General features: G+C 36.9%; 19 protein-coding genes. 18 read left to right on the forward strand and 1 reads right to left on the reverse strand.

The window, feature by feature from the left end; genetic code table 11:
* The first annotated feature begins 30 nt into the window (after positions 1–30).
* From pcp to HF876_RS04075, 4 genes are read left to right on the forward strand one after another with little or no spacing between them, the layout of a single operon-like run.
* The gene (pcp, locus tag HF876_RS04060) at positions 31–645 is read left to right on the forward strand and encodes a pyroglutamyl-peptidase I (protein ID WP_169358782.1); all 615 of its coding nucleotides are present in this window, start codon (positions 31–33) and stop codon (positions 643–645) included.
* On the forward strand, positions 635–1,378 hold the full coding sequence (pxpB, locus tag HF876_RS04065; RefSeq protein ID WP_169358783.1) for a 5-oxoprolinase subunit PxpB: 744 nt from the start codon (positions 635–637) through the stop codon (positions 1,376–1,378). The genes pcp and pxpB overlap by 11 nt, the downstream gene beginning before the upstream one ends.
* On the forward strand, positions 1,378–2,142 hold the full coding sequence (locus HF876_RS04070) for a LamB/YcsF family protein (RefSeq protein ID WP_346764028.1): 765 nt from the start codon (positions 1,378–1,380) through the stop codon (positions 2,140–2,142). The genes pxpB and HF876_RS04070 overlap by 1 nt, the downstream gene beginning before the upstream one ends.
* Positions 2,139–2,999 carry a 5-oxoprolinase subunit C family protein gene (locus tag HF876_RS04075; RefSeq protein ID WP_169358785.1) on the forward strand — a complete coding sequence of 287 codons (861 nt, stop codon included), beginning with the start codon at positions 2,139–2,141 and terminating at the stop codon, positions 2,997–2,999. The genes HF876_RS04070 and HF876_RS04075 overlap by 4 nt, the downstream gene beginning before the upstream one ends.
* A 332-nt stretch (positions 3,000–3,331) precedes the next feature.
* Here the strand turns inward: HF876_RS04075 and secA are convergent, their stop codons facing one another.
* Entirely contained in the window at positions 3,332–5,692 is a 2,361-nt protein-coding gene (secA, locus tag HF876_RS04080; protein WP_169358786.1) for a preprotein translocase subunit SecA, read from the reverse strand.
* 162 nt (positions 5,693–5,854) lie between these two features.
* Here secA and HF876_RS04085 point away from each other — a divergent pair, with 162 nt between their 5' ends.
* The 14 genes from HF876_RS04085 to HF876_RS04150 all read left to right on the forward strand — a co-directional run bounded on the left by HF876_RS04085 (position 5,855) and on the right by HF876_RS04150 (position 24,443).
* Positions 5,855–8,200 carry a ligand-binding sensor domain-containing protein gene (locus tag HF876_RS04085; protein WP_205964000.1) on the forward strand — a complete coding sequence of 782 codons (2,346 nt, stop codon included), beginning with the start codon at positions 5,855–5,857 and terminating at the stop codon, positions 8,198–8,200.
* Positions 8,201–8,215: 15 nt separating this feature from the next.
* Positions 8,216–10,726: a phosphodiester glycosidase family protein gene (locus tag HF876_RS04090; protein WP_169358788.1), complete on the forward strand. Its 2,511-nt coding sequence runs from the start codon at positions 8,216–8,218 to the stop codon at positions 10,724–10,726.
* Between the two features lie 89 nt (positions 10,727–10,815).
* The gene (locus tag HF876_RS04095; protein ID WP_169358789.1) at positions 10,816–11,211 is read left to right on the forward strand and encodes a hypothetical protein; all 396 of its coding nucleotides are present in this window, start codon (positions 10,816–10,818) and stop codon (positions 11,209–11,211) included.
* Positions 11,212–11,431: 220 nt separating this feature from the next.
* A complete protein-coding gene (locus HF876_RS04100; RefSeq protein WP_169358790.1) occupies positions 11,432–12,496 on the forward strand; it encodes a glycosyltransferase family 4 protein in 1,065 nt (354 codons plus the stop codon).
* A 96-nt stretch (positions 12,497–12,592) separates the two neighbouring features.
* On the forward strand, positions 12,593–13,708 hold the full coding sequence (locus tag HF876_RS04105; protein WP_169358791.1) for a DegT/DnrJ/EryC1/StrS family aminotransferase: 1,116 nt from the start codon (positions 12,593–12,595) through the stop codon (positions 13,706–13,708).
* Between the two features lie 77 nt (positions 13,709–13,785).
* Positions 13,786–14,526, forward strand: coding sequence for a hypothetical protein (locus HF876_RS04110; RefSeq protein ID WP_169358792.1), 741 nt, complete (start codon positions 13,786–13,788; stop codon positions 14,524–14,526).
* 178 nt (positions 14,527–14,704) lie between these two features.
* Entirely contained in the window at positions 14,705–16,021 is a 1,317-nt protein-coding gene (locus HF876_RS04115; RefSeq protein ID WP_169358793.1) for a nucleotide sugar dehydrogenase, read from the forward strand.
* Positions 16,022–16,035: 14 nt separating this feature from the next.
* Positions 16,036–16,767, forward strand: a complete 732-nt coding sequence (locus tag HF876_RS04120) for an acyltransferase (protein ID WP_169358794.1) — start codon at positions 16,036–16,038, stop codon at positions 16,765–16,767.
* On the forward strand, positions 16,768–18,183 hold the full coding sequence (locus HF876_RS19240) for an oligosaccharide flippase family protein (RefSeq protein ID WP_169358795.1): 1,416 nt from the start codon (positions 16,768–16,770) through the stop codon (positions 18,181–18,183).
* A 12-nt stretch (positions 18,184–18,195) separates the two neighbouring features.
* Positions 18,196–19,794, forward strand: coding sequence for an asparagine synthase C-terminal domain-containing protein (locus HF876_RS04130; RefSeq protein ID WP_169358796.1), 1,599 nt, complete (start codon positions 18,196–18,198; stop codon positions 19,792–19,794).
* On the forward strand, positions 19,791–20,858 hold the full coding sequence (gene wecB, locus HF876_RS04135; protein WP_169358797.1) for a non-hydrolyzing UDP-N-acetylglucosamine 2-epimerase: 1,068 nt from the start codon (positions 19,791–19,793) through the stop codon (positions 20,856–20,858). The genes HF876_RS04130 and wecB overlap by 4 nt, the downstream gene beginning before the upstream one ends.
* A 14-nt stretch (positions 20,859–20,872) precedes the next feature.
* Positions 20,873–22,261: an O-antigen polymerase gene (locus HF876_RS04140; protein ID WP_169358798.1), complete on the forward strand. Its 1,389-nt coding sequence runs from the start codon at positions 20,873–20,875 to the stop codon at positions 22,259–22,261.
* Positions 22,258–23,376 carry a glycosyltransferase gene (locus HF876_RS04145; protein ID WP_169358799.1) on the forward strand — a complete coding sequence of 373 codons (1,119 nt, stop codon included), beginning with the start codon at positions 22,258–22,260 and terminating at the stop codon, positions 23,374–23,376. Before HF876_RS04140 ends, HF876_RS04145 begins: the two co-directional genes overlap by 4 nt.
* A complete protein-coding gene (locus HF876_RS04150; RefSeq protein WP_169358800.1) occupies positions 23,373–24,443 on the forward strand; it encodes a glycosyltransferase in 1,071 nt (356 codons plus the stop codon). The genes HF876_RS04145 and HF876_RS04150 overlap by 4 nt, the downstream gene beginning before the upstream one ends.
* Positions 24,444–24,472 lie beyond the last annotated feature (29 nt).

Consider the following 24,472-nt stretch of genomic DNA (forward strand, 5'->3'; position numbering starts at 1 on the left):
TAAATAAATAGAATCAATAGGAGGAATAGAATGAAAACATTATTATTAACAGGATTTGAACCGTTTTTACAGCTTACTGTCAATCCAACTATGAAAATTGTGGAACAGTTAAATGGTTTAGAGATTAATGGTCATAGGATTGTTGGTAAAATCCTACCGGTAGATTTTCGTGCGTCTGGTAAGGAGCTACTTCAATTACTGGAAGCAGAAAAGCCAGACGTACACATATCTTTAGGCTTAGCAGCTGGCAGGTATAAAATTACTCCCGAGAGAGTTGCTATCAATGTACAAGATGGGGATGCAGATAACAAAGGAAATAGGCCTGTTGATGAAGTGATCCAGGCAAACGGAGAACCAGGTTATTTCTCTACGTTGCCAATTCGAAAAATGGTGGAAAAGCTAATCCAAAATGGTTTTCCTGCTGAAATTTCTAATACAGCAGGAACCTACCTTTGTAATAATGTCATGTATGAAGCATTACATTATGCACAGAAGTCCAATAACAAACTGATTTCGGGATTCATCCATATTCCGGCATCTCATGAACTAGCGATTGCACACGGGAAGATTCCGAGCTGGTCTCATGAGGACTTGAAAAATAGTATTATCACTTGTATTGGTGTGCTAGAACATCATGACAATTGAAATGCCAACTTTTTTTAGAACAGGGGAGAGGACTTTACGTTTTAGTTTTGAAGAGACTATAAGTCAAGAAGTATGGAGTCAGGTACATTTCTTTGCTGAAATGGTTTCATTAGAATGGAATCATCTTATAGAGGAGGTGGTGCCAAGCTATCATACAATTACGGTGTTTTTTATTGATTCGTCGGCATTAGACAAAGTTGATATTAAGGGATTCTTATTCAAATGGCAGCATAAAAATTTAGCTTCAGAAAAAATACCGTCTAGATTAGTACATATTCCTGTCTGTTACGAGGAGCCGTATTCGTTAGATATGGATAGAATAGCTTCTTTAAATGGTCTTTCTTCCAAACAGATTATTCAGCTTCACACACAACCATTATATACCGTATATATGATTGGATTTTTACCCGGTTTTCCTTATTTAGGAGAGTTACATAAAAGCCTTTGCATTTCTCGCCTAGACAAGCCTAGAAGTATAGTACCAAAAGGCTCTGTTGGAATTGGAGGAAATCAAACAGGCATTTATCCCTTAGAATCACCAGGAGGATGGAACATTATTGGAAGAACACCAATGGAAATCTATTCGGCTTTTAGAAATGACCATTTTCTATTAAGAGCAAGAGATTTAATTAGATTTTTTCCCATTTCAATACATGAATATGAAGAGATAGCTAGTGAGTTAAAACAAGATTCTCTTGCTATGAAACGTTTTGTAGAGGAGTTGTCTAAATGATAACAATTGATATAAATGCGGATGTAGGGGAAAGCTTTGGAGCCTTTAGCGTAGGGGAAGACCAGGAATTATTTAAAGTGATTACTTCAGCTAACATTGCTTGTGGATTCCACGCGGGAGATTTTTCGGTAATGAACCGAACAGTCCAGGAAGCTAAGAAAAATAATTTATGCATTGGTGCTCACCCAGGATTTCCAGACCTGCAAGGATTTGGACGTAGGAATATGATAATGTCACCCGAAGAAATCTATGAGATGGTTATCTATCAAGTTGGGGCTTTAAAGGCTTTCTGTCAGCTTCATCATGTACGACTTAGGCATGTAAAGCCACATGGTGCTCTTTACAATATGGCTGCAAAAGATTCCTCTGTTGCTAAAGCAATTGCGCAGGCGACGTTTGATATGGAACCAGACTTGATTTTATATGGGTTATGCAACAGTGAACTAATAGAGGCGGGAAAAATGATAGGTCTTCAAACTGCACAGGAGGCTTTTGCTGATCGCCTTTATGATGAGGATGGGCAGCTAGTTAACCGAACAGAGCCAAATGCTATTTTGACAACTGATGAAGAGATTATTACACAGGTTTTGCGAATCGTAAAAGATCAACAGGTAAAGACCAAATCTGGTAATGTGATAAGAATGCATGCAAATACCTTATGTTTTCATGGCGACGGCAAAAATGTTTCAGCAATTGTTAGGAAAGTTAGAAAAGTATTAGAGGAAAACAAAGTGAAAATCGAATCTTTGGAGCTAGGAATATGAAGGCGCTTTTTAAAGTCATAAAAGAGGGGGTTTACGCATCCTATCAGGACTCGGGCAGACCAGGGTATCGGAAATTTGGGATGCCTGTTGCTGGGCCAATGGATAAATATGCATTTCAAATGGGGAATAAAATTGTATCTAACTCTCCCAATTCTCTAGCGTTAGAACTATTTTTAGGTGGTTTATCACTGGAAGTGTTAGATACTCATAAATTGGTCATCAGTGGGGCGGATCTTGAAGCTACGCTAGATGGAAACCCCGTGGAGCTGTGGAAATCCTTTCTAGTCATCAAAGGTCAAATCCTATCCTTTAATAGTCCAAGTAAAGGAAGTATTGCTTACATAATTCCGCAAGGAGGATTTTTTGCGGACGAGGTGATGAACAGTAGTTCAGCATATCCAAGAGCAGATATTGGATATGTACTGAAGCCAAACATGATTTTATATGGGAGGGATACTTCGTATACAAACAAACGCTCTCGATTAATACCGTCTCTTATTCCTACTTATGAAAATGATGTAACTGTTAATGTTTGGGGAAGTCCACATGTGGTTTTATTTGAAACGAGCAGTATTGATACTTTTTTTAATTCGATTTATACATATAAGGCTGGGAATCGGATGGGATATTATTTAGATGGCCCTGAGCTAAAGTTCGTCTCTAAGGGCGATATTCTATCGGAGGCAACCCAGTTTGGTACTATTCAAATTACTAATAATGGTCAGCCGGTTGTTTTAATGGCAGATGCACATACGGTTGGTGGATATGCTACCATGGGGAAAATAGCAGACGAAGATTTATGGAAGATCTCCCAATTGAGGAGTGGTGGAAAGATTCGTTTTCAATGGAGAGAGTGATAAGGATTGTCATAAAATACACCTAGCAGTTGTGTGTTTTATGACAATCCTTTTTGAGCATGCATATATGTTGTTTATAGAATTTTTAATGCTTTTCTAAATGTAGCTTTATTTCCTCGGAAATTTTTTCTTGTTTGAATCATTTGCAAAATCCTATTGTTACAGAAGAACACGAACAATGACTTAATCTTTAATTTTGGAAAACAAATGGACATATTTCTATTCAGGCTTCCTCTTTATCTTGCCTAGCTCCTTTTTATGCAAATATAGACTAAAAAAAACTCATAAAACTGCAGCACGAATTTGCTGCAGTCTTTATGAGAAAATTAGTCTTACTCTTCAATTTTAGAGCTATTAACCTGTAGAAAGTATCGGCTGATATCTCGGAAAAAGGAGTTCAGCATATGATTGAACATGTCTAATGCATCAAATGAATATAGTCTATAAGGATCTTCTTGTCCGTAGCCGCGAACGGAAATACCTTCTCTCAAGTGGTGTAAGTTTCCTAAATGAGAAATCCAGTATCTGTCTAACGTTTCAATGTAAATGCTTTGGATGTCCTTCCAAGTATCTTCATCTACATCATTCTCTAGTTCATCTAACGCCATTCGGTAAACAACATTTAGTTCTTTTTGTAATTGTTCCTTACTTTCCGCAGTGAAGTTAGAGTAATCGATTGGCTCCGTGGTAGTAAGCGTGCCGATTATTTTAATTTCATCAATCACTTCCTGGTGCAAAGCAGTTTCCCCCGCTGCATCCATTTCTAACATATCCTTTAAGAAGTAATTTAAGCGTTCCTGTATAGCAATTTGAATGAGTGATTGCATGTTTTCCAGTTTCAATGCTTTTTCACGATAATTATAAATCACTTTTTGCTGATCATTGTTTACATCATCTAATTTTAGTAAGTGTGATCTACTTGAGAAATGCATTCCTTCAATAACCTTTTGTACATTGTAAACAAATTTAGTTGGGTTAGGGGAAATTATTAAACCACTTTCATCCGTTTTTACTTTCTTTTTATACTTAGCGAATTCTTCTTCATCATAGTAGTAGAATAGCTCGTCGTCTAAGGAAACGATAAACTGTGTGCTGCCTGGGTCACCTTGGCGACCACTACGTCCCCGTAATTGCATATCAATACGAGCACTACTGTGAAGCTCGGTTCCGATAATATGCAAACCACCAAGCTCTGCTACACCTTCGCCTAAAAGAATATCCGTTCCTCGGCCTGCCATATTAGTAGCTAGCATAATTTTATGCATTTGACCTGCATTAGAAATAAGCTCTGCTTCATCTTCCTCTGTTTTAGCATTTAAAATATTGTGTTTCAAGCCTTCCTCTTTAAAGAAATTGGATAGCTTCTCTGATTGCTCAATAGAGGTGGTCCCAATTAAAACAGGACGCCCAACTTCGTGGTGCTTTTTAGTTTCAGCAACAATTTTCTTCATTTTATCTTCAGAGGATAAATAGACAACAGTCTCCATATCAATTCGCTTGTTTGGTTTGTTCGTAGGAATCTCTGTGACTCTTAAATTATAAGTCTCCCAAAATTCATCGCGTGAAGGCATAGCACTGCCAGTCATTCCAGAGATATGACTATACAAACGGAAATAATGTTGAATGGTAACAGATGCCTGTGTATTGTTCTCTTCTTTGATCGAAACCTTCTCTTTAGCCTCTATTGCTTGATGAAGGCCATCGCTATATGTTCTGCCTTCCATTATACGTCCTGTGTACTGGTCAACGATTTGTATTTTATCGTCCTTCACAATATAGTCGACATCTTTTCTCATAACTACTTTTGCGCGAAGCGTCTGCATTGCTATATGAAGAAACTCTCTATGTTCGCGATCATATACATTATCGATTCCAAAGGCCTCTTCTAGACGATCTGCACCTTCATCTAACAATACAATTTGTTTTGTTTCTGGGTAATAATCGTATTCTCTTTTGTCCTCAAACGATTTTACTACCATCTGCATCACAGGGAAGAGATTTAAGCTTGCGTTAGACTTACCTGCAATGATTAAAGGTGTCCTTGCTTCGTCTATTAAAATGCTATCTACTTCATCGATTAATGCGTAGAAAAGCGGTCTTTGTACGCGCTCATCTTCTCGTTGGATCATATGGTCTCTTAAATAGTCGAAACCAAACTCTGTCCCTGTTCCGTATGTAATATCACAAAGGTAAGCAGCTTGCTTTTCCTCTTTTTCCAGTCCAGCTACATTAAGTCCAACGGAAAGACCAAGAAATTCAAAAAGGGGCTTCATTTGTTCATAATCTCGAGTAGCCAAGTATTCGTTCGCGGTAATGATATGTGTTCCTTTTCCGTAAGCAGCCATCACGTAAGCTGGTAGGGTAGCCACTAACGTTTTACCTTCTCCCGTTTGCATTTGGGCAATTTGAGATTGTGTTAGAACAGCTCCTCCCATCAGCTGAGAATCATAATGTCTCATTCCAAGCACACGTTTAGAGGCCTCTCGAACGACAGCAAATGCTTCAATAATTAGCTCCTCTGGTGATATTCCCTCGTTAAGCTTCTCACGAAAAATATTTGTATATGCTTGTAGCTCTTCATCATTTTTTTGAGTGAATGAATCTTCTAGGGCATTTATTTTATTTACAATTTTTTTTAGCTGATTTAGCTCTATGACTTCTCCTGAAATCATTTTTTTAATAGATTGTAACATGTCTAATCTCCTATCTTTTATTTCCAATACTATTATATCATGAATCATAAGTGGTAGCATTTACTATATAAATAGCTATGATTACAATTTAGTTACATGATTATATTTAAAAAGTTTCCATATCATGTTAAAGTTAGTATAGATATGAAAGGGGTTAGAATGTTGAAAAAAATTAGTACAGCAATGCTTGCTATGGTTTTAGCAGCGCCGATGAGTAGTGTTCACGCAGAAGAGATAGTCAAAAAGCCAATGGTAGAAGTAAAAGAGCAACAAGGAATAGAAGGTATTAAAGATGTTGTCGAAGAAAAACTAGAGGTCGATAACTCGGAGGAATGGCTGGACGATATAATAGAAGAAAAGCCAGTAGAAGAAGTAATAGAGGAAGGCTACGAAAATTTAGGACCAATGATTTTTAAAGCTTCCGCTGTATCCTCTAAAATTGCAGCAAATAACGAGGGCGACTACTTTATTTACTACATCATGCATGGCTCTCCAGCGGCACTTGTTGTCGTGGATTATAAGTCTAAAGAAATCTTACATACGTTTACGTTAGAAGATTCGAAAAGTGCATGGGGCTTGGATGTAGATGAAAATGGGAAGCTATGGGTTGGTGGATCAGTATCGAGCGTACTTTATAGCTATGATCCGAACGAGGAAGTATTTGAAAAGCATGGAGCGATTTTTTCCAATAAGAGTGATACATCTATTCAAGATTTAATCGTATCCGGCAATAAAGTGTATGCAGGTTCGGCTTATGGTGGTTCGTTAGTGGCATTTGATACAGAAACAAAAGAAATAGAGGAATTTGGTCAAATTCGAAAACGAAAAGAATTCGTGAAAGCTATCGTTGCTGATGAAGATAAAGATGAAATTTACGTTTCTATTGGTTCTCCAATGGATTTATTAGTAAAAAAGCCGAACACAAAAAATTTCACTTCATTTTTGCCAGCAAAATACATGTCTGAAAAATATGCACAGGACTTAGTTTTAACGGATAATTATATTATTGCTAGATTACATCCTTCAAATATGGCTGTTATTTTTGACCGTAAAACACTTAAAATAGTGGATGAATTTGAATTGAGCTCTAAAACCGTATCAGCAGTTTCTCCAAATGGAGAGGGCATCTACTATACAAAAGGGCAACAATTGATTAAATATGAGTTCGAGACAAAAATGCATACCGAACTTGGTGTTTATCTGCCTAAAGGAACGGAAGCTATTAATCTAGACTTTATCGTGAAGAATCCTAAGCTTCCGAACGAGGAAGGAACAGGGGATGAAAGTGAAAATACTGTTCCAGGCGCAGTTACTGCACCTAAAGTAGAATCTGGTGTAAAAAATACAGAGTTGATTATTCCTAAACCAACTACACCAATCATCGAAACTCCTTTTGAAGAAGGGGGAGGTTCAACTGGGGAGGACACTTTGGAAGAAACTCCCGAGGAACAAGTTGAAGAACCAAAAGAATGGATTTTATCAGGTATGGTTGATAACCTAGGTCAAGTTTTTGAGTACAACCCACAAACAGGTGAAATGCAATACCACAATTTCAATTTGCCGGAGCAGCCGGTTGAGCTTTACACTTTAGCATCTAGCTCAGATGGAAAACATATTTATGCAAATGGTTATATGTCCGGGGGCCTTGGCGTTTATAACGTTGCAACGGGGAATAAGGAATTATATCGTAACATAAGCCAAGTGGAGTCTATGTTCGAGATTAATAACAAGCTTTATATTGGTGCATATCCTCTCGCTAGACTATTAGTATATGATCGTGCGATTCCATGGGGGACTGGAAATCCAGCAGAAGTGATTAGAATGAGCTCACATGGGCAAGAGCGCTCTACTGCAGTCGCTCCATATAATAAAGGGAAAGAAATCATCCTAGGTACTCTTCCAGACACTAGTGTTGGTGGAGGAGCATTAGTTTTTTATGATACTACCACTAAAAAAACAGAGATTTTCGAGAACTACATTTATAACCAAAGTATTGTTTCATTAGTTAGCAGAGGAACGCAAGTGTTTGGCGGTACGTCTATCCATGCTAACCAACAAGTAAATCCTAGAGGAGCGAGACTGTTCTATTTTAATCGTTTTGATCCAGAGGATAAAAAATATATTCACCTACCATTTAGCTCAAGTATGATTACTAGTTTAATAGTAGATAAAGAGAATTATGTATGGGGAATGGCTGATGGAAAGCTCTTTAAATACAAGGATGAATGGACTGATATCGAGACAGTTGAGTTATTACCATTAATATCAGGTCGATTCCGTAATGCACAAATATTAGAGGGTGTAGATGGCTACATTTATGGAAGTGTTGAAGGTAAGTTGTTCCGTGTAACAATAGATAGTTTAAAAGTTGAATGGTTAAAGGATAAAGGAGTTTATGGACTGGAACAGGACTTAAACGGTAACCTCTATTACTACGATGGAAGTAATCTATGGAGATACACGATTGAGAAAAATCGTGGAAAACAAGCTGAATCAGCTGGGAAATGAAGGAGATTTAATTAAATGAAACGAAAATTGCTATACCTTTTTGTCGTTTTTGCAGTGGTCACGAGTTCACTATTCCAACCAAGTCAAGTAGAAGCGCAAGCAACGAAAGTGTATTGGGACGGTATTTTAATGGTTCCAGGTCAAGTGGGAAAAATTAAAGTAGTAAAACCGATCAACCTATGGAAACGAACATCAGATGGTTTAGTATTTGAGAGAATTCTAAAACCAGGAGAGCAATACCGTGTCTATCGCTATGACAATCTTTATGGTGGACAATATGGGCTTGGTGGCGGAATGTATATTACTAAAATGGCGGGGTATGTAGATTATAAAACACCGTCTAAAGCTAAGCTTCGAGAATTGGAGAATGCTCAGGGTGGGTCAACAGTTACCCCCCCTGTAGGGACTCCTGCTTCTAACTTATTTCCAAAAGAAGCTATCCCTACTCTATCCATTGGTAAAGTAGCTGCTCAGGCTATTACTCAAATTGCTCCCGGAGTAAGAAAAAAACTGATAGACATTGATGGGGCACTAGGGGCTCAAAAGCTTTTTGTCATTGACTACGATGGAAAAACTTCCAATATACAAATGAAGGCAGAGCTTGCGAAGGATCAAGTAGTTGGGTTTGAAACAACTTCCTCACAAGCAAATAGTGTTCCGCAAAATGATTCTTATCATGTTGTAGCAGGCGTTAACGGCGATTATTTTGATAAAACAGGTCAGCCAGTAGATTTAATGATGATTGATGGATCTATTGTAGCTACACCGCAAACTGCGTTAAGCGACTTAGCTGTACTTGGGATTACTTCTAATAAGAAAGCTATCATTGGTGCTCCTCAAGTTTCTATGAACCTTTCTGTAAATGGGACATCCTATCCTATTAATTCGGTTAATAGAAAGAGATTAGCAGATCATCTCGTTGTCTATACTAGAGACTTTGCTCCAACAACAAGCACTAACGAGCTTGGCACAGAAGTTCGTGTGAAAATCGACTCAGGTAAGCTAAACGGTGGTGAAACACTTGCTGGTACGGTTACCGAAGTGATATCTGGTGTTGGAAATGCTGCTTTAAATACGAATGAAATTATTTTGTCAGGTCATCATTTTGCTAGCGATTTCCTAAAGGGAATTAATGTAGGTGACCAAATTGAAATATCTACTAAATTTACTCCAGCCGAATGGAATGATGTTCGAGAGGCTGTAAGTGGTAGATATCATTTAGTAAAAAACGGCGTACTACAAACGATTAAAGTAGCAGGTGTTGCACCAAGAACAGCTGTTGGAGTTCGAAAAGATGGTAGTCTATTCACTGCTGTAATTGATGGAAGAACTACTCAAAGTAAGGGGCTTTCCTTACAAAATACTGCAAAGCTGATGAAAGATCTTGGAGCTAACTATGCGATGACCTTTGATGGTGGTGGTTCCTCTACGGTAGTAGTAAGAGAGCTTGGTAACACAAAAGTGACGGTAGCCAATACTCCTTCCGATGGATACGAGCGCTCGGTAGCCAACTCACTACTCTTTGTTAGTACGTATAAAACAGGTCCTGCGGTAACTATTTCTCCAGCATCTAACGTACTTGAAGTATTTCAAGGGGCGACCTATACTAATCTATCAGTTCCTGTAAAAGGGCTTGACCAGTATATGAACCCAGTTGCAATTTCAGGAAATGGAAAAGTTACTTCTACTATATTGTCTTCTGTAAACGGTAAGCAGGTTGTCAATGCAAAACCAGGGACTTATGCAGGAATGGTTACTTATGAAGGTAAGACTACAAATATACAGTTGAGAGTCACAAACACGATAGACAGTATTAAAGCATCCGAAAATTATTTGCAATTAGCGAAAGGGCAAGCCGTTCAGCTTTCCGTAAGTGGGATTAAAAATGGACAAGCAGTTTTAACGGATGCTAGTGCATTTACATTTAGTAGTACTGTAGGGACTGTTCAAGCGAATGGTAAGTACACAGCACCAAACAAAGATGGAATTGGAACGATTAATGTAAAATACGGAAATAAGTCTTTAACTATTCCTGTCATTGTAGGTGAGGTCGCACCAACTATTTTAGAGTCATTTAACAAAGGTATCTTTAACTATGAAGCTACTAGTGACAAAGCTAAAAGTGTTTCCGTGACGTCCGTTGCTAATGATAGAGATGGGTCAAAGGCTATCAAGTTAACCTATGATTTTAAAGACACGACTGGTACTTCAGGAGCTTATATTAATGCTAAAACGAACCTTACAATTAGCACACCGTTAAAGAAAATAGGAATGTGGGTTAAAGGTGACAGTAAAGGTAACTGGTTAAGATCTCAAGTAGTTGATGCTACTGGTAAAACGGTTCAATTGGACTTTGATAAAAATGTAACTTGGACCGATTGGAGATTTGTTACAGCGAATGTTCCTGCTGGACTTTCTTATCCATTGAAAATGGATCTTCCTGTCCGTTATATGCAAACAGAAAATGCTAAAAAAGCAAATGGTGAAATCATCATTGATGACATTCAAGCTATATATAAAGACTAAAATGAGTATATAGTAGTAGGTGTTGCGAAGCATTTTAATGTGTGATAACGTATTAAGTATGGATTTTGGTAAACTTTGGAGGGAAGTACATGGCTGCAGAGGAAAAAGGGAAAGAGAACAATATTGTAGGAAATGCTCAGAAAATAGTAGGATTCTATAAAAGACAGGCTTGGGCAGCAAAGGTTTTTGAAAAAATTGAACAGGACTCCATAGTTCAAGACGGCAAAGATATTGTACTAGCATCCTCTATTATTCAATCAAATAATAATTTATATTTTCCAGCTTTTATGCGAATTAACATGAAGGAAAATGGTAAGGTAGTAGGGGCTTATATGATTCAAGAGGAAGAAGATAGCTTTAGTCTATTACCTTTAGAGATCTTATTAGAGGAACCAGAGATGCAAGAAATTCTTCCCTTTAAGTACCGTACTTTAGAAAAGATTGAGGGAGACAGTTTACAAGTAAACTGGCCTGAGTTCTCCTAATATAGTACTAGAAAAAATAAAGCTTTTTACAAGAATAGAAAGGACTGATTTTTGCTCATACTAAAGCGAAAAGTCAGTCTTTTCTTTCTTTATATTAAATTTGGTTACAAAGCTAGTTTTATAGTATAATCATTAATTGAAGAAACTTTCATGTCGTTAGTTCGTCTATTTTGTAGAACCTAGCGGCTAAAAAGAAAATAAAAAAACAAGGATGATATTTTTGGATATAAAATTACTTCTTGCTTTTATCATATCTATGGCCACGGCAATCGCAGTTACCCCTTTAGTAATTAAGTTTGCACATATAATTGGGGCTGTGGATAAACCTTCTGAAAGAAAAGTTCATCAAAAAGTGATGCCTCGCTTAGGCGGACTTGCAATTTTTATAGCAGTAACAGTTGGTTATTTCGTTGCGGGATTGTATGAAGCAAAGATTACTGGAATTATTGTAGGTGCTCTGATTATTATCGTGCTTGGTATTATAGACGATAAATATGAGATCTCTGCAAAAATTAAGTTATTAGGTCAAATATTAGCAGCTTGCGCTGTTATGGGTAGTGGGTTAACAATTGAAGTTTTAAATATTCCTTTTTTAGGTGTATTTGAACTTGGTATTTTCTCTTATATAGTAACACTGTTTTGGATTCTAGCTATTACGAACGCTATCAACTTAATTGACGGATTAGATGGCTTATCAGCTGGAATATCATCAATCGTATTTGCAAGTATTGCATTTTTAGCATTTTCTGCTGATAAAATGTTAATACTTACATTGTCTCTTATCTTACTAGGGAGTACGCTTGGGTTTTTATTTCATAATTTCCACCCAGCAAAAATCTTTATGGGTGATACAGGTTCCATGTTCCTTGGATACGCTATTGCTGTCCTTTCGTTATTAGGACTTTTCAAAAGCGTTACATTATTTAGTTTTGTTGTTCCTATTTTAATCTTAGGAGTACCAATTTTTGATACTTCCTTCGCTATAATTCGACGGTTAGTTAATCGTAAGCCGATATCGGTGGCAGATAAGTCTCATTTGCATCATAGATTGCTTGCACTTGGCTTGTCTCATCGTGATACCGTATTAGTAATATATGGTTTCGGTTTGATATTTAGTATATCAGCGATTACATTTGAGACACTAACTTTACGTTGGGCAATTTTTATTATTTTATTTATATTAATTGCATTTGAAATTGTTGCTGAGAAAATTGGGTTAGTGAATGATGAATATCGACCAATTATTTCTGTTTTTCAAAAAGTTGTTGGGTATAAGCGTAATTAGCCCTCTAGTAGGTAGATAAAAACTATCTAGACCACTTTAAAAGGTGGGTTGCGCTTTTCATATATTAAATAATTCATATAGGGTTGGTGTAAACAAATGAAAGTACCAATGTTAGATTTATCGGAACAATATGCATCGCTAAAAACAGAAGTTTTAGAAGCGTTAGACGGAGTTATGAGTAGCTCTGTTTTCATTCTAGGAAGCAATGTTAAAAAACTAGAAGCGGATATTGCCGAATATAGCCATGTGGCACATGGGATTGGTTGTGGGAATGGTAGTGATGCAATTCATATTGCATTACAAGCAGCAGGTATAGGTGCTGGAGATGAAGTAATTACAACTCCATTTACATTCTTTGCTACTGGTGGAGCAATCGTCAGAGCCGGTGCAACACCTGTTTATTGTGATATCGACCCTGTTTCTTTCAATATAGATCCAGCTGAGATAGAAAAGCATATTACGGACAAAACGAAGGCAATTATTCCAGTTCACTTATATGGTCAAATGGCTGATATGGTGAGCATTCGTAAAATTGCAGACAAGCATAACCTAATTGTGATTGAGGATGCTGCACAAGCAATTGGAGCTAAACAAGGTGACTTTACTGTTGGTGAATTAGGAGATGCAGCAACTTATAGCTTCTTCCCGACTAAAAATCTTGGAGCTTACGGTGATGGCGGTATGGTTGTTACCAATAATGATGATATCGCAGAGAAATCTCGTGTTATTCGTGTACACGGTAGTAAACCGAAATATTATCATGCTGTGCTTGGTTATAATAGCCGTCTGGACGAGCTTCAAGCAGCAGTATTAAATGTTAAGTTCCCTCATTTAGACACTTGGAGTGAGCAACGTAGAGCTCATGCAGATTTTTACACTCAATTGTTGAATGAAAAGGTTGGAGAATACATTAAGACACCTGTAAAAGTAGAAGGTTTCCATCATGTATTCCACCAATATACTATTTTGACAGAGCGTCGAGGTGAGCTTCAAGCTTATTTAAAAGAAAATGGAGTAGATACAATGATTTATTATCCACTACCATTACATATCCAACCGGTATTTGAAAGCTTAGGGTATAAACTAGGAGATTTCCCGAATGCAGAAAAAGCTGCAAACGAGGCACTTTCTTTACCAATGTTCCCTGAGTTAAAAGAAGAGCAACAGCAATTTGTTGTTGAAAAGATTGCTGCTTTCTTTTCTGGAAAATAATGATTAAAAAGTAAAGGGAGACGTTTTGTTACGTTTCCCTTTAACTACCTTATGAATGGGTTTAAAGGAGAAGAGATATGTCAGAAAATAAATCGTATCGATTATATGACTCTCTAGAATTTTTCTGGAGGAAAAAGATTTGGTTCATCATCATCCCAGTTGTTGCAGCTTTAATAGGTTATGGTGCATCCTTTTTAGTGCCATCAGATGGGAAGTATGTAGCAAAAAGCACAGTCTTTACTGGATCTGTAAAGTTAGAGGCTCTAACTAATCCCGATCATATCATGACTCAGTATGGCAAACATTTTACAGGGAAAACAGAAGTCTTTGTCCCAACTAGAAGTTACATAAAAACAGAGACCTATGGAGATACTGAAGAACAAGTAAAGAATGAATTAAATCAGTTTAATGAGCAATTATTAGCTGGATTAATGAAGCAACATGACAAAGTAATTGGTGGCACTGAAACATATGCGAGCATTCAAGCAGAGCGTATTGAAACATTAAAAACCACAATAGAAGATTATAAAAAATTATTAATTGAATCTGATAATGTAACGGTAATTAACAACTTTACTACCTTATTATCTGCAGCTGAAATGGATTTAACAAATGCTTTGGCTACGGAACAAAGAGTAAGAAATGACGTCATTTCTTATGAAAAACCAAGCGTTGCTGGAGAAACCAGAGTAGCTCAAACAAAAACATATGGAACAGAAGGAGCTATTGCAGGGTTCATCTTAGGAATCTTATTAGCAATCCTTTCGCTATCTATGTGGAAGTATATTTTGGATGCTAGAAAGTATAGAAAAGCGTAAGCACCTATGTCTGCCCCGACAGGCAAATGGAGAAGAGTGAGGAGGCAGCTCCTCAGATACCGCTTGTCCCATTTGCACTCGGGTGAAAGAAAATTGAAGTACCAAAACATGAAACATTTATTGATAAGATGGTGTCTTTACTAGAGTAAAACAGCACCAATTAAAAGGAGAGTATAAAATGTCTACATATTATGAAGAATTATTAGCAAAAATTGAAAACCACACTGCAGTTATTGGGGTAGTTGGTTTAGGTTATGTTGGTTTACCACTTGCGGTTGAAAAAGCTAAAGCTGGCTATAAAGTAATTGGATTTGATGTACAAGAATCTAAAGTTCAACAAGTAAATGAAGGAATTAACTATATTGGTGACGTAGTAGATGTTGACTTAAAACAAATGGTTGAATCAGGTCATTTAACTGCTTCTACAGATTATGGTTCAATTAGTGCAGTAGATGCAGTTGCTATCTGTGTACCGACTCCATTAGACATTTATCAACAGCCTGATACTTCTTATGTTGAAAGCTCAGTAAATGAAATTGCTAAATATGCTAAAAAAGGTACACTAGTAGTTCTTGAGTCAACAACTTATCCAGGTACAACAGAAGAAATTATTAAAAAAGCATTAGAAGATAAAGGATTTGTAACAGGAGAAGATATTTTCATCGCTTACTCACCTGAACGAATTGATCCAGGTAATAAAAGCTTCAATACAAAAAATACACCAAAGGTAGTTGGTGGTATTACAGAAAAATGTACAACAGTAGCTGCTGCAATGTACAGCAATGTATTAGAGGGTGACGTGCATAAGGTTTCTAGTCCGGCTATCGCTGAGATGGAGAAAATTTTCGAAAACACATTCCGTCACATTAACATCGCTCTAGCTAACGAAATGGCTATTCTTTGTGAGAAAATGGGAATTGACGTGTGGGAAGTAATCGATGCTGCTAAAACAAAACCATACGGCTTTATGGCATTCTACCCAGGCCCAGGATTAGGCGGTCACTGTATTCCAATCGACCCATTCTACTTAACTTGGAAAGCAAGAGAATACAACTACCACACTCGCTTAATCGAGCTTGCTGGTGAGATTAACAATACGATGCCTGAGTATGTAATTACTCGTGCAATGCAAATTTTAAATGATGAAGGTAAAGCGTTAAGAAATGCAAATGTTGTACTTTTAGGTGTAGCTTACAAAAAAGATATCGATGATATGCGCGAATCTCCATCTTTAAAATTAGTAGAACTATTAATACAACAAGGGGCTAACTTCAAAACAGTTGATCCTCATGTAACTACATTTAGAGTTGCTGGAGAAACACATGAAACTGTGGAATTAACAGACGAGTTGTTAGATTCAGCTGACCTAGTTATCCTAGCTACTGATCATACTGGCTTTGACTATGCTCATATTGCACAAAAATCAAAAGTTATTTTTGATACTCGTAACGCGTTTAAAGGAATTGACACTCCAAATCGCTATATTAAATTATAAGGGCGGGATACAAGATGAATTTTATACATGAAACTGCTGAGTTAGGCGAGAATACGACAGTTGGACACTTTTCTGTTATAGAAGAAGGAGCAAAGATTGGCGATAACGTTCGCATAGGCAATCGTGTAACAATTCACGCTGGTACCATCATTGGTGATGGTACCACCATCGATGATGGTGCCGTAGTAGGCAAACAGCCTAAGCCTGCCAAAACAAGCACAATGCAAATTACGAAAGAAATTCCTCCTTTAGAGCTTGGCAAGGAATGTACAATTGGAGCTAATACAATTGTGTATAGAGGAGCAAAAGTCGGAGAGAGTACGTTAATTGCTGATTTAGCAACGGTTCGAGAAGATGTTGAAATTGGTTCTTTTGTTATCATTGGTCGCAATGTTACAGTTGAGAACTTTGTAACGATCGGTAACCGTACTAAAATCCAATCGAATTCATATATCACCGCTCATTCTACTCTAGAAGATCATGTATTTATCGCACCATGTGTGACAACTACAAATGATAACTATATGGGAAGAACGGAAGCACGCTTCGACAAGATTAAAGGAGCTATTGTTAAACGTGGAGCTCGTGTAGGTGGAGCGTCTATTATTCTACCTGGTATAACAATAGCAGAAGAAACATTTGTAGCAGCTGGAGCAATAGTAACAAAGGATACAGAAGAGAAAACTGTTATAAAAGGTTTCCCAGCAAAATTCTTGAAAAATGTACCTGAGGAGGAGCTTCTTTAAGTGTTCTCTCAGTTAAAACGTTTAGGAGCGGATTCGCTCCTTTATGCATTTATGAACGTAGGTACTAAACTAATCGCATTTATACTATTCCCTTTATATGCACATTATCTTGAAAAAGAATCGCTAGTGGGAATGCTACAGATGGTAGATACTACGGTATCTATGCTTACTTTCCTCGTAATATTTGGTACTGACTCCGCGTTAGCTTATTATTACTTTGAGTATAAAGATAAAGACACACGGGAAAAGTACGTTCGCTCGGTTATGACGTTCCGTTTATCAATAGTTGTCTTGTTATTTGCAGTATTTTTAATCGGGGGAGATTGGCTGTCTGCTCTTATATTAGAATCAGCGGGCTATTCTCAGCTATTTTATATTGCATTAGGTACGTTATGCTTAGATACCATTATTACACTAGTTTTAACTATTTTAAGATATGAGTTCCATACGAAGAGAGTAGTCTTTACGACGATAGGTAAAATGCTATTAATAGCAGTAGTTTCTGTCCTTTTCTTAATGTTTGTATGGACTTCATTAGAAGGGATACTAGTAGCTCGCTTAGTCAGCGTGGCTATTATCGTCTTAGTGTTAATAAAGCCTGTTCGAGTGTATTTAAAGCCACTGTACGATAAAGCTATTTTAAAGAAAATCTTAGTTTACGCTGCTCCCCTAGTGCCTGCCTCTTTAGCTTTTTGGATCATAGCGAATGCCAATAACTTTTTTATACGGGCATATGGGACATTAGATGATGTAGGTATTTATGGGACCGCTATTAAGTTTGCAACCTTTATAACTCTATTGACGAGCGGTATACAACTAGCATGGAGACCATTTTCTATGTCTTTAAAGGACAAAAAAGATAGTCCCCAATTATTTGCAACATTATATGCGGCATTTTTAATCATTGGCAGCTTTGGAGTTTTAGCTTTAGCGACATTTATGCCATGGATTATTTTAGTAATGCCAGATAACTTTAGAATTGCATTTCAATATGTTGCACCCATTTCAATCGCAACATTTTTAAGCTTTTACTATATGATTGTTTCTACTGGAATATTTTATTCTAAACAAACAAAACATATTTCTATAGCATTTGGGATAGCTGCAATTGTATCAGTTGCATTGAATTTTGTTTTTGTGCCGTACCTCAATATATGGGGAACAGTTATTTCGTATATAGCAGCCTATTGTATCGCTTTATTTATGGTATTCCGTAAAAGTCAAAAGCTATATTATGTACCCTTCTCAGGTATAAAAATGGGTTGGACAATCTTATGGCTAATAGCTGCAACTCTTGGAATTGTATATATTCAATTACACGATTTAAATAGCTGGCTAATCTTAGGAGTATGGCTTGTTTTCATTCTTCTAGTCCTACTAGTTCGTATGGATAAGTATTTTGTAAAAAGAAAGTAATGGGGGATAGGCATGTCAAAAAAATGTATAACAAACCTTAGGCATAAAGATTTTCATACTATAAAAGGTGTCGGGTATGAAGGGTTTTTCAGAGGATACTTCTATTATGAAAATCAATATGTCACCCATGAAAACTTCGCTAGCATTATAAATGAAGAAATTTTAACATCTAATGACTTTGCCAAATGGAATGGGGAATATGCGTTAATCTATACAACTCCAGTAGAAACAAAACTGGTAACTGATATGAAGCGTTCTATTCCATTATTTTATATGGAGGATCAGTCAGGAAACTGGCTTGTCCAAGATTATATACAGCCTCAGGAAGGCTTAAATATGAATCCAGAGGCAGAGGAAGAGTTCCTAATCACAGGATTTGTTTTTAGAGAGAAGACGTTATTTAAGGAATGGAGCCAGGTTCCTGCAGTTTCTTATGTTACATTGCAGGAAAAGGCTGTCCAGGCCTACTACTATTCGTATGTTCTTCCAAAAGAAACAGAGCCAATCGATACATTTGCAGACGAGTTAAAGACAGTATTTCATGACTTATTTGATGATCTTGCAAGTCGTTTAAAGGATCGTCAAATCGTCATTCCACTTAGTGGTGGGTATGACTCTCGATTAATCGCATTAGCATTGGTAGAACGTGGGTTGAAGGATAATATTATTGCATTTACATACGGAAGACCAGGGAACGGAGAGTCAACTGTTAGTAAACAGATTGCTGATAAGCTGGGCTTAAAATGGAAATACTTTGCCTATGATAAAAAGATGTGGGAGGATATGTACAAGTCTGACGAATGGAAGGACTATGTCGTGTATTCTAGTAATGCTGTTTCGGTAGCACATCTTCAAGATTTCCCAAGCACCAAGCTGCTGGTTGAGGAAGAAGGGTTACAAGACGCAGTGTTTTTACCAGGTCATTCCTTAGATTATCTGGCAGGTGGACATTTACCTTATGAATCTATTGTTGACAAGCAATTTGAAAAGAGTGAAATTCAAACCTTTATAATGAACAAGCATTTTCGATTATGGGAGCTAACCGGTAAAGACAGCTATGCAGAAACAGACATCGGTAAAGGATTGTATCAGGATATTGAAGCGTATTCCAATTATACAAATGAACGCGTCACTTCTTTAATTGATGAATGGAATTGGCGAGAACGACAAGCGAAATTTATCATTAATTCTGTTCGTGTATACGAATATTTTGGACAAGGCTGGTCCATTCCGTTATGGGATGATCGTTTAATCCACTTTTTCAGTAAAATCCCTGCGGATTTAAAATATAAAAAATATTTATATGATTATACATTGCATCAAATGTATCCGGAATTCTATCCATTGCCTCAAAAGCCAGGACCAGAAAATTCACTTAAAAATAAATATGGTATTCTCTATCCTTTACTACGCAAAATATATAGAAAGAAAAATCTATATCGTAAATATTTTGATGAGCCAATGGAGTGGTACGGAATCTATCCGACTTACAAGCAGTATGTACAGTCTCTTACTTTTAAAAGAAATGGACAAAAGTATGAGCATCCGTACAATATCAATTCGTTTATCGTAAAAGACATGATTGAAATGATGAAGGAGATTACAAAATGAAGGTTCTAACTATTTTAGGAGCAAGACCTCAGTTTATTAAAGCAGCAGCAGTTTCACGTGTCATTCGTGAAGAAGTAACAGAGCTTATCGTTCATACTGGACAGCATTATGATGCCAATATGTCTGATATATTTTTCGAGGAATTAAACATTCCAAAGCCTGACTATCATTTAGGAATCGGTTCAGGAAACCATGGTAAACAAACTGGTGAAATGCTAGCTAAGATCGAAGAAATAATTTTAAAAGAAAATCCTGATTTCTTATTAGTGTATGGTGATACAAACTCAACATTAGCAGGAGCACTTGCAGCTGCTAAACTGCATATTCCTATTGTTCATATCGAAGCAGGTCTTCGCAGCTTCAATATGAGAATGCCTGAAGAAGTTAACCGTATTTTAACGGACCATGTTTCCACGTTGTTACTTTGTCCAACGGAGACAGCTATCCAGAATTTAACGAACGAAAATATTAGCGCAGGCGTGTATAATATTGGAGACGTAATGTATGATGCAGTTCTATACAATAAGGAACTAGCTAAGTCTACATCTACTATTTTAGAGACTGAAAAGATCGCTCCAAAGGATTACTTACTAATTACGATTCACCGTGCAGAAAATACAGATGATGTGGACCGTATGAAGTCCATTTTAGATGCATTCCGTCAAATCGAAGATAAAAAGGTTTGGCCAATCCATCCAAGAACTAAGAAAAAATTAGAGGATTATGGCTTTAAGCTAGATGAAATTCCTAATTTACAAGTTATAGATCCAGTTGGTTATTTAGATATGCTTTCCTTAGAAACAAACGCAAAAAAAATCGTAACAGATTCTGGTGGCGTTCAAAAAGAAGCATACTTTGCAGAAGTACCTTGTGTTACTGTTCGTGATCAAACGGAATGGGTAGAGACATTAATAGAGGATGCAAATATCTTAACTGGAACAGATACAAACAAAATCGTAGACGCAGTTAAAAAAGAAGTAACTCCTTCTTATACTCCTGTTTTCGGTGATGGAAAAACATCGGAAAAAGTGTTAGCTTTACTAAAGGAATATTCAAGTAAATAAAGTAGGTGTGAGCATTGTTAATATTTAGCATATGGCTCTTTACTGTGGTGGCTTCCACATACCTTTTTAAAAAGGTTTCTGGAAGCCTTTCTCTTGTAAAGCCAAATATGATTTCTATTGTTTATTATTATTCTTTCCTTATCTCCAGTTATATTGGCGGATTGTTAATAGCTTTAGGAATAGATGATTACTATATGATCAAAAGAATGGACCATGAGGAATATCGAATTATTGGTTTTATTTTATTGACACTATTAATGATTTTATTCCCACTAACTCAGTTAGTTGTAGGTAGAATTTTTGGGTTTAATGGGGAGCTAGAATTTAATAACTATCTACAAAAACCCGTTCGTACAAGTGTAGATAAGAATGAGCGTATCTTTAGATTGGCTTTTGGTGCTTTATCCGCTATATCTGTTTTAGCAGTTGCTTATACCTTATTGAAGACAGCGAATGTTCCTTTATTGGAGCTTTTAAAGGGGAATACATCAGAGCTTGCAAAGCTTAGAATTGATGCGAGTAGAGGCTTCAGCGGGAATGTGTATATTCGGAATATATTCGGTATCGCATTGACTCCAGTCCTTTCTATTATTGCATTTGTATATACTACGAAATCGAGAGCATTATATTGGAAAGTATTGTTCTTTGTTTTATTCATTTCATCCGTCCTAATCTCTACCTATGACTTAGCTAAGTCTCCAATTTTCTTTTATATCATCATGCTGCTTCTAGCTGGTGTATATACACAAAAGTTAAAGCTCAATTGGAAGAGAATCAGCGGTTATATTTTGGCAGGAAGTGCTTTATTAATCGTTATGTATGTGGCCATTCAAGGGGTTACAGAGATTGAAAGCTTCTTGTCTCATAACTCTGGCCCAATTGGCAGGATTATACTGGCGCAAATTTCACCATTCTTTTTACATTTGGATACGTACTCACATTCTCTAAGCTTTTTAGAAGCAAAAGGCTTGCCTTCCTTTATTGCTGGTATTTTCGATATCGAGCAAGTACGTTCAGCACGAATGGTAATGGAGAATGTGTTTCCTGAAAACGTAGATAAGGGTACTGGTGGTGTTCTTAATACCATTTTCCTTGGTGAAGCCTTTGCTTCGTTTGGATATCTAGGTGTTATTATATCTATTATTTATATTGCAGTCGTTATACAGGTGTTATATATCATCTTTTTACGCTTACCGAAAACACCAGTGGTTATAGCATTGTTTGTTTACTTTACGATTAATCTTCCAAGAACACTTGTTGGAGGAGTAGCTGACTTTTTCTTTAACCCAGTGTGGATATTAATGACAGTAGTATTGGGTGGATTGTTTATTCTGGAACAGTACTTCCATATTATATGGACGTTCCTAATAAGCAAAGTACGAAAAAAAGGAGCACCACAATGAAAAATATTTTAATTTATTATCCTTTTACTCTTGCTACTAATCCGAAGAGTGGTTCAGCAATTCGCCCCGTTGAAATGATTAAGGCAATAGAAAAATATGCAACTGAAAATAATTTAGAAACTATTGTTATTTCAGGTACCTCTAATGAGAGACGTCAATTATGGAATAAGATGCTTGCTGAAAAGAAACAAGAGCAAACATTGTTTTGTTATTCAGAAAATCAAACGATTCCTTTATGGTTAACAGATCCGGGACATATTCCAAAAGACTGGATTATTGATAAGGATGTTTTTAAAACATTAAAGAGACTTCAAGTACCGATAGGTGTTTTTTACCGCGATGTGTATTGGAAATTCGATGAGTTATATCCTTTGAAGGGTATCAAAAAAACGGTTATGAAGACTATTTATAGGATGGAAGAAAGATTCTATGAGAAGTATGTTCATACACTGTTTCTTCCAAGTGATGCTATGGGTAAATATGTAGCTATCAAAACTAACAAAATGGCTCTTCCACCGGGAGGTCGCTTTACCGAGTTGAATGACAACAACCGGGAAATGCAAAAACCGTTTAAAGGTATTTATGTAGGAGGCATTAATAACGAGGACTACGGCTTGCCGACACTCGTGGATGCTTATGCCCTGCTAAATAAAAACGAGGTGCTAGGTAAATTAGTTATTGTATGTCGAGAAGAAGAGTATACTCAGCTTAGTAACGAGGAAAAAGATAAGATTAAACAGCCATATATTGAGCTAAAGCATGTGAGTGGAGCTGAGCTTCAGTCATTATACGAGGAAGTGGACTTTGCTTTTATCCCTCGTAAAAGATCCACCTACAACGACTTTGCAGTTCCGATTAAATTAGTAGAATACTTAACGGCGAGCTTGCCTATTGTTGCAACGAATTGCTCTGCACAAGAAGACTTTATATTGTCGGGACCATACGGCGTAATAGCCGAGGATGATGCTGAGGGACTTGTGAAAGGTATGCTAGCTATTGAACCTGAATATTTACAGTTCAAACAAAATATTAATAAAAGCTTTTTACAGCAACATTCTTGGAATGCACGTGCCGAGCAGGCTGCACAAGCACTTATAGGAGGTAATAAAAAATGAAAATAGCTGTATTAGCTCCAAGTAAGTCTATTCATACACATAAATGGGCATTATTTTACCAATCAAAAGGTATAGATGTGAAGGTTTTTACATTTAAGGACCATTATTCTGAAGATAATGCAAATCAAGTACCTACGGAAATATTACCAAAAGTGTTACCTGGTAAAGCATCTTATATTGCAGCAGCGCCTGCTTTAAAGAAAATGCTAAAAGAGTGGAATCCAGACATTTTGCATTCTCATTTTATCTCCAGCTATGGATTGCTAGGTGCGATTGTGGATTATAAAGTACATTTTGTTTCCGTATGGGGCAAGGATATCTTTGATTTTCCAAAGAAGAACAAGCTAAATGAGAAACTTGTGAGATTTACGTTAAGTAAAGCAACGGCTATCTGTTCAACAAGTCATATCATGGCTAAGGAAACGAATCTTTATACGAATCGTCCTGTGTATGTGACACCGTTTGGAGTGGATTTGGAGAAATTCTATCCGATAGAAACGAATGAAAGTAATGACAAAATCATTGTTGGAACGGTAAAAGCATTAGAGGACAAGTATGGAATCGCTGATTTGGTAAAAGGCTTCGCTATGTTTCATAAAGAGTATCCAAATTCAGAGCTACTCATTACTGGGGATGGCCCTCAAAGAAAAGAATATGAAGAGTTAGCAGTACAGCTAGGTATTTCTAATGTCACTACATTTACTGGAAAGGTACCAAATACAGAGGTTCCTGCTATTATTCGTAGCATGTCTATTTTTGCAGTTCCTTCCACGGAGGATAGCGAAAGCTTTGGAGTAGCTGCAGTAGAAGCTATGGCTTGTGGCGTGCCGGTTGTCGTGTCGAATGTTGGAGGATTACCGGAAGTAGTTGTAAAGGACGTTACTGGGATTGTCACTGATAAGGAAAGCCCAGATCAGCTGGCAGCTGCGTTTATCAAACTAGCTCAAAACAATGATTTGCGAATGGGTATGGGAAAAGCAGGAGTAGCTCATGTGAAAGAGAATTACAGCTGGGTTGATAACGCCAACTACATGCTATCATTGTATGAAAAATATACAGAGGCTTAAAAGTTTAAATTGCCTCTAATAGAAGAAAA

This window comes from Psychrobacillus sp. BL-248-WT-3 (genome assembly GCF_012843435.1).
Lineage (GTDB): Bacteria > Bacillota > Bacilli > Bacillales_A > Planococcaceae > Psychrobacillus.